General features: G+C 63.1%; 10 protein-coding genes. 7 read left to right on the top strand and 3 right to left on the bottom strand.

All coding sequences use genetic code 11. The annotated features are described in order from the left end of the window. The first annotated feature begins 85 nt into the window (after window positions 1-85). Both J0I42_RS13230 and J0I42_RS13225 read left to right on the top strand, forming a co-directional pair. Window positions 86-1,303, top strand: coding sequence for a sensor domain-containing diguanylate cyclase (locus J0I42_RS13230; protein ID WP_291655367.1), 1,218 nt, complete (start codon window positions 86-88; stop codon window positions 1,301-1,303). 92 nt (window positions 1,304-1,395) lie between these two features. Then, on the top strand, window positions 1,396-2,436 hold the full coding sequence (locus J0I42_RS13225; protein ID WP_291655365.1) for a zinc-dependent alcohol dehydrogenase family protein: 1,041 nt from the start codon (window positions 1,396-1,398) through the stop codon (window positions 2,434-2,436). 212 nt (window positions 2,437-2,648) lie between these two features. Here the strand turns inward: J0I42_RS13225 and J0I42_RS13220 are convergent, their stop codons facing one another. Further along, entirely contained in the window at window positions 2,649-2,975 is a 327-nt protein-coding gene (locus tag J0I42_RS13220) for a hypothetical protein (protein WP_291655364.1), read from the bottom strand. Window positions 2,976-3,595: 620 nt separating this feature from the next. Here J0I42_RS13220 and J0I42_RS13215 point away from each other — a divergent pair. Then, entirely contained in the window at window positions 3,596-4,615 is a 1,020-nt protein-coding gene (locus J0I42_RS13215) for a hypothetical protein (RefSeq protein WP_291655362.1), read from the top strand. Beyond that, on the top strand, window positions 4,612-5,217 hold the full coding sequence (locus J0I42_RS13210) for a GTP pyrophosphokinase (RefSeq protein ID WP_291655361.1): 606 nt from the start codon (window positions 4,612-4,614) through the stop codon (window positions 5,215-5,217). Before J0I42_RS13215 ends, J0I42_RS13210 begins: the two co-directional genes overlap by 4 nt. Before the next feature lie 845 nt (window positions 5,218-6,062). Here J0I42_RS13210 and uvrA read toward each other — a convergent pair. Further along, on the bottom strand, window positions 6,063-9,032 hold the full coding sequence (uvrA, locus tag J0I42_RS13205; protein WP_465247679.1) for an excinuclease ABC subunit UvrA: 2,970 nt from the start codon (window positions 9,030-9,032) through the stop codon (window positions 6,063-6,065). A 210-nt stretch (window positions 9,033-9,242) separates the two neighbouring features. Between uvrA and J0I42_RS13200 the strand changes: the two genes are divergently transcribed. From J0I42_RS13200 to J0I42_RS13190, 3 genes are all read left to right on the top strand, one after another. Beyond that, window positions 9,243-9,911 (top strand): GntR family transcriptional regulator, encoded by a 669-nt coding sequence (locus J0I42_RS13200; RefSeq protein WP_291655360.1) that lies wholly within the window; start codon window positions 9,243-9,245, stop codon window positions 9,909-9,911. A 129-nt stretch (window positions 9,912-10,040) separates the two neighbouring features. Continuing rightward, complete coding sequence (locus J0I42_RS13195; RefSeq protein WP_291655359.1) at window positions 10,041-10,607, top strand: biotin transporter BioY; 567 nt, start codon at window positions 10,041-10,043, stop codon at window positions 10,605-10,607. A gap of 321 nt (window positions 10,608-10,928) precedes the next feature. Next, complete coding sequence (locus J0I42_RS13190; protein ID WP_291655357.1) at window positions 10,929-11,897, top strand: hypothetical protein; 969 nt, start codon at window positions 10,929-10,931, stop codon at window positions 11,895-11,897. 334 nt (window positions 11,898-12,231) lie between these two features. Here the strand turns inward: J0I42_RS13190 and rpiB are convergent, their stop codons facing one another. Then, window positions 12,232-12,660 carry a ribose 5-phosphate isomerase B gene (gene rpiB, locus J0I42_RS13185; RefSeq protein ID WP_366509833.1) on the bottom strand — a complete coding sequence of 143 codons (429 nt, stop codon included), beginning with the start codon at window positions 12,658-12,660 and terminating at the stop codon, window positions 12,232-12,234. Window positions 12,661-12,738 lie beyond the last annotated feature (78 nt).

The raw sequence follows: 12,738 nt of genomic DNA, 5'->3' as shown, positions 1-12,738 counted from the left end.
GATCCCCGGGCATTTACGTCTCCTTCATACTCGGCGCGATGAACTCGATCCTCGCATCCGAATGCCAGATCCGGGAGCGCCAGGAATGACAGCCCTTTCCGCTGCGAGCGAACAGGCGCGCCTCGACGCTCTCGCGCGCTACGACATCCTCGACACGCCGGACGAAAGCGTCTTCGACCGCATCACCAGCCTCGTCTGCCGCATCTTCGCGGTGCCGATGGCGACGGTGACCTTTCTCGACGCACACCGGCAATGGTTCAAGTCGCGCCAGGGCGTCGCCGATTGCGAGGGCGACCGCGGCCCGGCCTTCTGCAACCTCACCATCCGCCAGAGTGATCCGCTGATCGTGACCGACACGCATCGGGACGGCCGCTTCGCCGACAACCCGCTGGTGCTCGGCCCGCCCTTCCTGCGCTTCTATGCGGGCATCCCGCTGCGCAGCGCCGAGGGGCAGAATATCGGCACGCTCTGCGCGATGGGGCCTGAGCCGCGCGCGATCAGCGCCGAGGAGATCGCGATCCTCTCCGATCTCGCCAGCGTGGTGATGGAGACGCTCGAGCTTCGCCTCCTCGCCACCACCGACGGCTTGACCGGCGCGCTCTCGCGCCGCGCCTTCCGCGACGAGGGGGCACGCCTTCTGGCCTTGGCCCAGCGCCATCGCCATGAGGTGAGCTGCATCGCGCTCGACCTCGATCACTTCAAATCCGTCAACGACAGCCATGGCCATGCCGCGGGCGACACCGTGCTCTTCGGCGCCGTTGCCGCCTGCCGGCGCTTGTTGCGCCAGACCGACCTGATCGGCCGCGTTGGCGGCGAGGAATTCGCCGTGCTGCTGCCCTATACCGACCGAGCGGCCGCGCTCGGCGTCGCCGAGAAACTCCGCGCCGGCATCGCGGCCGAAAGCTTCGACGGCAGCGACGGCCCGTTCAGAGTCACCGCGAGCTTCGGCATCGCGACCGTCACGCCGGCCGCCAACGATCTCGATTCCCTGCTCGCGCTGGCCGATGCCGCGCTGTACCGCGCCAAGAGCGAAGGGCGGAACCGCTGCGTCGCCGCGCCGGCGACCGATATCGCCAGCGTCGGACGGCGCGTGCTCAAGGCCGGGCAGATCGTCTTCAACAGCGGCCGCTCGGCGATCGACTGCACGGTGAAGCGGCTCTCGGAGGAGGGCGCCAGCCTCGCCGTGCTGAGCACCGCTGGCGTGCCCGAGCGCTTCAAGCTCGCCATCGCGGCGGACGGCTTCTCTCGGACCTGCGAGATTGCCCGCAAGGCCGGCAGCGAGATCAATGTCCAGTTCGCATGAGCACAGGGCAGGGGCTCCTGTCACGCCGCGCGGTTGACGCTTCCCGCAGCGCTGGCCCATGACACGGGCCTCGACCGAAGGAGGCCCGCCCCGTGAAAGCCGTCGTCTACGAAGCCTTCGGGCAGGCCCCCGAACTGCGCATCCTGCCGGACCCGACCCCGGAGCCGCATAGCGTCATCATCAAGGTCGAGGCGACCGGCCTGTGCCGCAGCGACTGGCATGGCTGGGTCGGCCACGATCCCGACATCCGCCTGCCGCATGTGCCGGGCCATGAGCTGGCCGGCGTCATCGCCGCGGTCGGCCGCAGCGTCGTGCGCTTCCGCGAGGGCGACCGCGTCACCGTGCCCTTCGTCTCGGGCTGCGGCTCCTGCCCGCAATGCCATTCCGGCAACCAGCAGGTCTGCGACGACCAGTTCCAGCCCGGCTTCACCCATTGGGGTTCGTTCGCGGAATATGTCCGGATCGACCGGGCCGATTTCAACCTCGTGCGCCTGCCCGAGGAGATCGATTTCGCCACGGCCGCCAGCCTCGGCTGCCGCTTCGTGACCTCGTTCCGCGCCGTGGTCGACCAGGGCAAGGTCACGGGCGGGCAATGGGTCGCCGTTCATGGCTGCGGCGGCGTCGGCCTCTCCGCGATCATGATCGCCAACGCGCTCGGCGCGAATGTCGTCGCCGTCGACATCTCAGACGACAAGCTCAAGCTCGCCCGCGAGGTCGGCGCCGCGGTGACGATCAACGCCAAGACGGAAGCCGATGTCGTCGCCGCCGTGCGCGATGTGACCGGCGGCGGCGCCCATGTCTCGCTCGATGCACTCGGCCACCCCCAGACCTGCTTCAACTCGGTGGCGAACCTGCGCAAGCGCGGCAAGCATATCCAGGTCGGGCTTCTGCTGGCGGAGCAGGCGACGCCGCCGATCCCGATGGCGCAGGTCATCGCCCACGAGCTCGAAATCCTCGGCAGCCACGGCATGCAGGCGCATCGCTATGGCGCGATGCTCGACATGATCAGCGCCGGCAAGCTTAACCCCCAGCAGCTCGTCGGCCGCCGCATCGATCTTGCCGAATCGATTCCCGCCCTGATGGCGATGGACCGCTTCGAGGGCACGGGCGTGACGATCATCGACCGGTTCTGAGGGGGCAGTGACCGATTTAACGCGGGAAGCGCGACCGGAGAACCCTCTCCTGTAAGGAGAGGGCAGGGTGAGGTGTAGGCCGTTGGACGCCTTGGCCACGACCTCACCGTTGCTGCTCGCGCTCGACTGGTCTTAGGGCCTACACCTCACCCCTACCCCTCTCCTTACAGGAGAGGGGTTCCCGCGCGTGGCTCCGTAAGGGCGCCAGCCCGTCATTCGCCGTGCCGCGCGTTCTCCTTGGCGACGCGGGCCTCGGCCTGTGCGAACGCCTCGTCGGGGTCGAGCCCGCTGGCGCGGTTCTGCATCGCATAGGCGAAGGATCTGCGGGTATCGTCCGGCATGGCCTGCAAGACGGCGTGGAAGCAGGCGCCGCGTTCATCCTGGCAGGCGCGCATCCGCTTGCAGGTCTTGTTCGGGCAGACGCGAAAGATTTCGAGCTGGTCGGTCAGCCGGCGAAACAGGGCGGATCGCGCCCTCTGGCAGCTCTCGAAATCGGTGATCGGCGGAATCTCGGCGGGGGTGTTCTGGCGTCTCGGCATGACGGTCTTCCTGGGGGCAGGCACGCAGGATCATCCGCCCGCGCGGATGCGCGGCGGGGTCGAGCGGGGCTGGCGGAGCGCCGCGAGGCGCGAGGGATATCCGCAACCGTTGAGCCAGGCCGCGGCGCGGCGGGATTGAGCCTCCCGTCGCACGCCCCGTGGCGCTCCGCCTCCGGCGATTTTGGGCTCCGGGCCGCGCTTATCGGGCTTGCGATGCCGGGCATGCGGGGTTCGGGCGCCAGTTCGGCTCTTCGCCTCGTCGCGCCGTTGCCGTCATGCCGGGCGACCGACCGGCCGTTCCCAGCGAGCTCCTCGCACAGGGACCGTAGTGTCCCCAGGGCGGTGCCCCGAAGCCTCCCGGGAGCAGGGCGTAACCCCCGCCCGCAGGCGCCGACCCTCACCCAACCTCCAGCATACCTCCGGACGGCCGCCCCGTTTGGGTGATGGGCGACGGCAGGATAGGGCGGGTGATGAGGGGCGGGGATAAGTTTGGTGCAGCCATTCCGTGGCCCGAAGCCAACAAGCGTCCGTAGGAGATTCAACTTGAACGGGCAGTTCTAACAGAATTAGGGTTGTTGGTGCATTCGATCTGCCGAATGCTAGCCGGGGGGCACGTTGAATTGCCGATCCATCATATTCACACGTTTCTAGTTGCGCCGGCCAAAAACGTGAGTGCTCCAGAGCCGATAGGTGGCTCTTCACTGAACCTCTCGGGCAAGATGTTTAAGCTGCTGGAAGCGGTCTACGACCGCTCCGAACGTGAGTGCGACATTGCAATCTCGTTCAACAGGGATGCCTCTGGGGCTCAAAAGAATCCATGCCGTGATCTGCTGACAGAGTATGTCCAGAACCCAACGTTAGATGTGGGAAGGCGCATTGCTGAAAGGCTTGCGGCGCACACCGATAAGCGGCCGCGAATGGGGCTCCTGTTTCTTATTGCTGGGAAGGAGGGCAATGACCACAAAGTCATTATCTCTCGGTTCCCGGCCGATAGTGGGATTCTGGCGGAGCAGAACGAGGGAAAGCTTAACGTCGAATTTCTTGAGCGCATCTTCATGAAAAGCGCGCGCGCGTACAAAGCTGTCCTCTACCGGAACTCCTCTATTACGAGTGGATTTTGGCAAGGTTTTGCTATCGACAAGCAAATGAATGAGCCGGACGTAGACGTCTCGGGATATTGGATACGAGACTTTCTAGATTCAGATTTTCGTACAACGGGTGCCGCAGGTACACGTCGGTTAGCGGCGGCTTGTCGGGTTGCAGCTCGCAAGGTGCAGAATGTCGATCTCAAGACTGAAATTGCGGCTGCGGTGACGTTGGCAAAAGGGCAGCGTGGTCAGAGTACCAGTGTTCGTGAGTTTGCTGCTCGACTTGGCTTGTCGAAGGGCGCGCAGGACGCAATTTTTGCTGAGATTCAGCCGCATCTGTTAGACGAGAAATTCCAATTTGATGCCGAAGAGTTCGGTAGGCAAGTAGCTTATCGAAGCATTGAGTTAGACAATGGCGGAATCCTAACCGCGGAACTTTCAGAATTCGACTCAGTTTTCAAATCGGAAGCCACGGATAAAAGAGGTCAGACAATTCGCTATACGACCGAAGGGAAGGTCATTGACGACAAGATCGGCAAGTCACTTAGATGAATGTAAGAGAAGAATATGCGGGCCGATTTAACCGAACCCTTCAGCGGATCGCCGGTAATCTTGAGCGTCATCTTGAAGATCATCTAAAAAGCATAGTTCGAGTGGATCGAATTTCCGCTCGTGCTAAGTCGATCGAGCGATTCGTCTCAAAAAGCGAGAAATCGTATGGGGCAAAGGCGAAATACGATGACCCTCTCAACCAAATTCAGGATCAAATTGGAGCACGAATCATAACATTCTATCTAACTGATGTTGAGAAAGTAAAAAGTGAGATAGAACGGTATTATAGACCAATCGAATCTAGGGACTTGATTCCCGAGTCGGATGCTGAATTTGGATACGTCGGAAAGCATTATATTTTAATTTTGCCGCCCGATGTAATCGAAGGCGATATGGTCAAGTCTGATGTTCCGGAGTTTTTTGAACTTCAGATTAAAACTCTTTTTCAACATGCATGGTCAGAGGCTAATCACGACCTAGGCTACAAGCCTGATGGAGCGCCGCTGTCGAGCGATGAAAAGCGACGCTTGGCTTTTACGGCGGCTCAAGCTTGGGGAGCGGATCGAATGTTTGATGAGCTATTCCGCGAGCGTTCTTCATGAGTACTCCCTCGGCGATGAATTGAGTGCTCTATGTTTGGGTGCGTCGTGCTTGGGACTATATTCTGCGGCTCATTGCATCTCAGCGGGGCTTCAAAGCATCTCGCCTGACTTGGAACGAGGGAAACGGTCGTGGCATGCAATGGCTACAATCACCCAGCCAACTGCCCTTGTGCGTTCAAGGGAGGGAGGCTCGTTTCCAGTCATTTGCCCAAATGGAGGCCCTGGAAGCCATCGATTGCTCGAAGGAGAACCTCCGGTCCGAATGCGACTTGCCCTACCTGCCGGGCGCCCGTCTTCTTCGTCGCGATGAGAAACGGTGGCGGAGCTTATTTTGACACCTTTGGTCCGCCTTGGACAAAACATCCTTGCACAGACGCTTCCAAAAAATATTCGCCGTTCAATGCGGATGGACGACCGAAGCTAAAGAGCCGTCCATCAGAGTATGAAAGGGATGGGTGGTTGCCTCTCTTTGTCAGGTATGTAGAAATTTTGACGATCGGCGCCTTGCTTCACGCTGTCACGCTAGACGACCCGACGGTTCTTCATTTTGGATTAGTAACTAACATCGAAGTAGATATAGAGCAGCCGATCTACTTTCGTCGCATTGATTCTATTGGAAATCACGCTGAGTTCAATTTCTTCCCAAAAGGATCTCCAGCGCCTCTTTATTTAGATGCAGTCCTACCTTGCTTGACCGAGATAGAACTGCGTATCCATATGAAGAGGATATAAGTTTCCGGCGGTTGTCATTTTAGACGCTTGGCGACCCGTCATGTCGTCGCGCGCATCCTGAACACTTGCGTTCGGGCCGCTATTCGACGCCGAGCCATGACGCCTTTGACTGCCTACTCCGCCGCCTGCCGCTGCACCTTGCCCTTCCTGATCGGCCGACGGTCGAGCACTTCCTTGAGGAAGCGCGCGGTGTGGCCCTTGCCGATGCGGACGATGTCCTCCGGCGTGCCTTCGGCGACCACCTGGCCGCCGCCGTCGCCGCCTTCGGGGCCCATGTCGATCACCCAGTCGGCGGTCTTCACCACCTCGAGATTGTGCTCGATCACCACCACCGAATTGCCCTGGTCGACCAGCTCGTGCAGCACCTCCATGAGCTTGGCGACGTCGTGGAAATGCAGGCCGGTCGTCGGCTCGTCGAGGATGTAGAGCGTGCGGCCGGTGGCGCGCTTCGACAGTTCCTTGGAGAGCTTGACGCGCTGCGCCTCGCCGCCCGAGAGCGTCGTCGCCTGCTGGCCGACCTTGACATAGTCGAGCCCGACGCGCGCCAGCGTCTCCATCTTGTCGCGGATCGAGGGCACCGCCTTGAACAGGCCCTTCGCCTCCTCGACCGACATGTCGAGCACGTCGGCGATCGATTTGTCGCGGTATTTCACTTCGAGGGTTTCGCGGTCGTAGCGCTTGCCCTTGCAGACGTCGCAGGTGACGTAGACATCCGGCAGGAAGTGCATCTCGATCTTGATGAGGCCGTCGCCCTGGCAGGCCTCGCAGCGGCCGCCCTTGACGTTGAACGAGAAGCGCCCGGCCTGATAGCCGCGGGCCTTCGCCTCCGGCAGGCCGGCGAACCATTCGCGGATCGGCGTGAAGGCGCCGGTATAGGTCGCCGGGTTCGAGCGCGGCGTGCGGCCGATCGGCGACTGGTCGATGTCGATGACCTTGTCGAGATGCTCGATGCCCTCGATGCGGTCATGCGGGGCCGGGTGGTCGATCGAGCCGTTCAGCTTGCGCGCCACCGCCTTGTAGAGCGTGTCGATCACCAGCGTCGACTTGCCGCCGCCGGAGACGCCGGTGATGCAGGTGAACATCCCGAGCGGAATCTCGACATCGACATTGCGCAGGTTGTTGCCGCGCGCGCCGACGATCTTGAGGCTGCGGCCCTTCTGCGCCTTGCGGCGCTTGGCCGGCACCGCGACCGACATCTCGCCGGTGAGGTATTTGCCGGTGAGCGAATTGGGATCGTCGAGAATGTCCTGCGGCGTGCCTTTGGCGACGATCTCGCCGCCATGGATACCGGCGCCGGGGCCGACATCGACGACATAGTCGGCCGTCAGGATCGCGTCCTCGTCATGCTCGACCACGATGACGGTGTTGCCGAGGTCGCGTAGCCGGCGCAGCGTGCCGAGCAGGCGCTCGTTGTCGCGCTGGTGCAGGCCGATCGAGGGCTCGTCCAGCACATAAAGCACGCCGGTCAGGCCCGAGCCGATCTGGCTCGCGAGGCGGATGCGCTGGCTCTCGCCGCCCGAGAGCGTGCCGGAGGCGCGGGCGAGCGTCAGGTATTCCAGCCCGACATCGAGCAGGAAGGTCAGGCGGTCGCGGATTTCCTTGAGGATGCGCGGGGCGATCTCGTTCTGCTTCTTCGACAGGCGCGCGGGCAGGGCGGTGACCCAGTCCAGCGCGTCCTTGACCGAGAGCTTCGAGACCTCGCCGATATGGCGCACGTCGATCTTCACCGCCAGCGCCTCGGGTTTGAGGCGATAGCCGTTGCAGGCGGCGCAGGGCGTCTCGGACATGAAGCGGCCGATCTCCTCGCGCGCCCAGTCCGATTCCGTCTCCTTCCAGCGCCGCTCCATATTGGTGATGACGCCCTCGAAGGGCTTCTTCACCTCGTAAGAGCGCAGGCCGTCATTATAGGCCATGCGAACGGGCTCGGTGCCGGTGCCGAACAGGATCGCCTTCTGCGCGCTCTCCGGCAGTTCCGACCAGGGCTTGGTCATCGAGAAGCCGAAATGCTTGGCGAGCGCTTCCAGCGTCTGGCCATAATAGGGCGAGGTCGACTTGGCCCAGGGCGCGATCGCGCCCTTCTTCAAGGTGAGTGAGTGATCCGGCACGATCATGTCCGGATCGATCCGCATCTCGTGGCCGAGGCCGTCGCAGACCGGGCAGGCGCCGAACGGGTTGTTGAACGAGAACAGCCGGGGCTCGATCTCGGGAATGGTGAAGCCGGAAACCGGGCAGGCGAATTTCGAGGAGAAGGTGACGCGGCGGGCCTCGCCGTTCTCCTCCTTCTCGTCGGCATATTCGAAGACGGCGATGCCGTCGGTCAGTTCCAGCGCCTGCTCCAGCGAGTCGGCGAGGCGCGCGCCGAGATCGGGCCGGATCACGATCCGATCCACGACCACGTCGATGTCGTGCTTGAACTTCTTGTCGAGCGCCGGAGCGTCCGGGATCTCGTAGAACTCGCCATTGACCTTGACGCGCTGGAAGCCGCGCTTCAGCCAGTCGGCCATCTCCTTCCTGAATTCGCCCTTGCGGCCGCGCACCACCGGCGCGAGCAGGTAGCCGCGCGTCTTCTCGGGCAATTCGACCATGCGGTCGACCATCTGCTGCACCGTCTGGCTCTCGATCGGCAGCCCGGTCGCGGGCGAATAGGGGATGCCGGCGCGCGCCCAGAGCAGGCGCATGTAGTCGTGGATCTCGGTGACGGTGCCGACCGTCGAGCGCGGGTTCTTCGAGGTCGTCTTCTGCTCGATCGAGATGGCCGGCGAGAGCCCGTCGATCTGGTCGACATCGGGCTTCTGCATCATCTCGAGGAACTGGCGGGCATAGGCCGAGAGCGACTCGACATAGCGGCGCTGCCCTTCCGCATAGATCGTGTCGAAGGCGAGCGAGGACTTGCCCGAGCCGGATAGGCCGGTGAAGACCACGAGCTTGTCGCGCGGAATGGCGAGATCGACATTCTTGAGATTGTGCTCGCGCGCGCCGCGCACGGTGATGGCGCGGCTGTTCGGGTCGGCCGCGCGGTTGCGGTCGAACATGTCTTCCAGCGCAGCGGCTTGGGCAGCGGCGGATTCGGTCTTGCGGGCCATCGGGGCGTCCGTATCGGAGAAGGCCTAGAGATAGGGCAAATGCCGGGCCTTTCCAGCCTCGCGGCGATCTGCCCGGCATGAATAGCACGCAGCCGTCCGGGCTGCTGCCGTCTTCCTGACAGAAAGCGTCAGCAGCGGCGAGGCCTTGATGTGGGGATGATCCGGCCGATCGCAATCGACTCCACGGCGCGATCGAATTATCTATAAATCATGACGAAGCCTGCCGAAGACACCATCGCCGTCCGCATCGCCAGGGCCCTGGCGGAGCGGATCATCGCTGGAACGATCGAGCCCGGCACGCGGTTGCGGCAGGACCATATCGCCGAGGAATTCGAGACCAGCCATGTCCCGGTGCGCGAGGCCTTCAGGCGGCTGGAGGCGCAGGGACTGGCGATCAGCGAGCCGCGCCGCGGCGTTCGCGTCGCCTCTTTCGATCTGTCGGAGGTGAAGGAGGTCGCGGCGATGCGCGCGGCGCTGGAGGTGCTGGCCCTGCGCCATGCCGCGCCGCATCTCACCGCGGCCATCCTCGACAAGGCCGAGCAGGCCCGGCGCGATTGCGACGCCGCCACCGATGTTCGCGCCTGGGAGGAGGCGAATCGCCGCTTTCATCGGACGCTGGTCGCGCCTTGCGGCATGAAGCGCCTGCTGGCGACGATCGACGATCTCCATGCGGCGAGCGCGCGCTTCCTGTTCTCGGCCTGGCGCTCGGAATGGGAAGCCCGCACCGACCATGACCACCGTTCGATCCTCAACGCGTTGCGCAACGGCGATCTGGAAACCGCAGTGGCGACGCTGGCGCGGCATGCCCAATGGATCGGCGAACGCCCGGTTCGCACCGCCTCGGGTGCGACGCGCGGAGCCTTCGCCATCGTCGGTTGAGTGTCTTCCTTCCCCGGCATGGGAGATTATGCACGAGGGGCGCGCTTGCCTTTTCTTCCGAGATATGGACTTTCTCATAGATCAAAGATCAAAATTATAGATAATTTTGATCGCGACCCAGGAGTGACCATGACCGATCTTGCCCTCAGCCGTCCGTTCAGCCCGCTGCGGCTGGAAAGCCGCTCGCTCGCCTGGCAGGCCGGCGCCGTGATCGTCGGCAGCCTGCTGCTGGCGCTGTCCTCGCAGATCAAGGTGCCGATGTATCCGGTGCCGATGACGATGCAGACCTTCGCGGTCACGCTGGTCGGCGCGCTCTATGGCTGGCGCCTCGGTGCGGTCACCGTCATCGCCTGGCTGGCGCAGGGCGCCATGGGCCTGCCCGTCTTCGCCGGCGCCGTCGGCGGGGCGGCCTATTTCGCCGGCCCGACCGGCGGCTACCTGCTGGCCTTTCCCTTCGCAGCGGCCCTGACCGGCTGGCTGGCGCAGCAGGGCTGGAACGGCAGCCGCGTCGGCCTCGCCTTCGCTTCGATGCTCGCCGGCAACGTGCTCTGCCTGGTGATCGGCGTTGCCTGGCTCGCGGTTCTGATCGGCCTGCCCAAGGCGATCGCGCTCGGCGCGGTGCCCTTCATCCTCGGGGCGATCCTGAAGTCGGCGCTGGCCGCCGCCACGCTCAAGGCCTTCGCACCGCGCGGCTGAGGTTCGCTCACCCGGTTTTCAGAAGAAGATGCCAGCTTGAATGGCAGGCTGGGCGCTTCTCCCAATATTCAGGAGCGCCCATGCCGCCGGGAAGAGCAGGTCCGTTGCCGCAATCCTGTTTTCGCACGAAATGCCGAATCTCCTGTCTCGCGGTTGATTTGCTGATGTGCGGTCACGGTCTCGCGAAGCCTGCGCCTACAGAAACGGGCCCTGAATTTCCCTAACGTAACAATCTGTGAATATCGCAAGGCTCCAGGCAATGCGCCGTAGCCACTGACCATGATGCACGTTAGGGTTGCTGAATGGGGTGGGGGATACGAAATGCGCGTCGTCGTCGTAGTGTTTTCCGGAATCCTTGGCGCGTGCGCCATTCATCCGACGCCCGACTATAATGAAGCTGAGAAGACACGTTTCATCGCCAAGAGGATTCGCTGCGAAGCGCGCGAAGCCGTCAAGGCGCGGTTCGTGGCCGAAGCGCGGGCAAGCGATGATCGCCAGACGCGAGATATCGCAGAGAAGCTTGCGGATGAGACCGGGTTTTCATTCAGCCAACTGAAGTATGAAAACCTCGACGCGAAAACACGCGCGTTCTTCAGTCATTACGATGGAACCGGTATCGCTTACGACTTTCTTTTCGACATAACGGAAAGCGGCGGCGTCGGTGCCAGCCTCGACTTGGTCAGGCCTTTGAGCGGTGGATCGTTGTCGGCCGGGCTAGGGGCCGGAGCGGATCTCACGCGGCAGAACCAGCGGGCCTTCTTGCTGAACGACACGTTCGCGGGGCTTCTGACCAAGCTGTCCAAGGGGGATTGCGCCAGTTTTGAGACGGGTCAGAATTGGATCTACCCGATCAAGGGCGACATCGGCTTGGCCGAGATGGTCAACAGCTTCATCGATCTGGACCAAACGGGCGCGCTTGCGAAGGGGAAGAATGCTTCCCCTTACCTGATCGATATCCTAGAATTCACGACGGAACTGACGGTATCCGCGCACCCGAGCCTCATGCTGACCGCGGCAGGACGCCGTTGGCAGACAACCAAGTTCGAGTCATCGGCTACTGGCATTCATGCCGGTCGGATCGACAAGAACAAGGTCACGGTTGCGCTTTCCGCCGAGCTGAAACCTGTGCCTGCCAAGGGGCCGGCCGCGAAAGCCGCTGCCACATCGCCCCGCCAGAGAACGTCCTCCGAAAAGAGCGCGACAGACGCGATCTTCAATCAGAAGACAATCCAGTTCTTCTCCAACTCCTTGGAGTTGCAGAGCCGGACCAGATTGCCGGATCCGCGCTAGGACCGCACCGACCGCCGATGGCTGACGGTCGCTGCGAGGCAGGCAGGGGGGAGGTCGATCGCGAGACGGCTCCGTCTTCCCGGCGATACGTTGGCGATCAGGACGTCGGCCATACAGGCGTATTGTGCTCGCCGACCTGCGGAACGCAGGGTCTCCTCGCCGCGCGCTTTATGCCAGGCGTTGGTCGACAGATCATCGGGAATGGGCGTCATTGGGTCGCCGGCGGAGCGCGTCGTCGAACGGACACCCGACTGGCAGTTTAAGGCAGCCGCTTCTACCAACGCGGGCTTCCGCTCAGCCAGGACAGGACCCAGCCAGCACAAGACGCGCAGCGCTATCCTTCCAGCGCGGCGATCATCTCAACCCGCGTCGCATGCCGGCCGCCTTCGAAGGTGGCGCTGAGAAATGCATCGACGATCTCCAGCGCCAGCCCTTCGCCGACCACGCGGGCACCGAGCGAGAGCATGTTGGCATCGTTGTGCTGCCGGATCATGCGGGCCGAGAACGTATCCGAACAGACGCCGCAGCGGATGCCCCGGACCTTGTTCGCGGCCATCATGATGCCCTGGCCGGTGCCGCACAGGATGATGCCGAGCCGGCAATCACCGGAGGCGACCAGCCGCGCCGCCGCTTCGCCGTGCATGGGATAGGGCGTGCTCTCCGGCGTCGTGGGGCCGATATCGACCACGTCCCAGCCCTGTGCCGCGACATGCCTGGCGATCGCCTGCCGGAGCCACGGCGAGATCGTCCTGTTTCGCGATATCGTTGGGCGGCTCGATCATGTTGGACCAGTCGCGTCCTGCTCCGTCAATGCGTCCTGTCGTCGAGAGGTGGTGTCCTG

Source organism: Allobosea sp., from assembly GCF_017308015.1.
In the GTDB taxonomy this organism is placed as follows: Bacteria; Pseudomonadota; Alphaproteobacteria; order Rhizobiales; family Beijerinckiaceae; genus Allobosea.
This window is presented reverse-complemented; position numbering and strand designations above follow the sequence as displayed.

Coding starts and splice junctions, on each gene's coding strand:
- J0I42_RS13230 (WP_291655367.1), top strand. CDS start 86: ATGACAGCCCTTTCCGCTGCGAGCGAACAGGCGCGCCTCGACGCTCTC.
- J0I42_RS13220 (WP_291655364.1), bottom strand. CDS start 2,975: ATGCCGAGACGCCAGAACACCCCCGCCGAGATTCCGCCGATCACCGAT.
- J0I42_RS13210 (WP_291655361.1), top strand. CDS start 4,612: ATGAATGTAAGAGAAGAATATGCGGGCCGATTTAACCGAACCCTTCAG.
- uvrA (WP_465247679.1), bottom strand. CDS start 9,032: ATGGCCCGCAAGACCGAATCCGCCGCTGCCCAAGCCGCTGCGCTGGAA.
- J0I42_RS13200 (WP_291655360.1), top strand. CDS start 9,243: ATGACGAAGCCTGCCGAAGACACCATCGCCGTCCGCATCGCCAGGGCC.
- J0I42_RS13195 (WP_291655359.1), top strand. CDS start 10,041: ATGACCGATCTTGCCCTCAGCCGTCCGTTCAGCCCGCTGCGGCTGGAA.
- J0I42_RS13190 (WP_291655357.1), top strand. CDS start 10,929: ATGCGCGTCGTCGTCGTAGTGTTTTCCGGAATCCTTGGCGCGTGCGCC.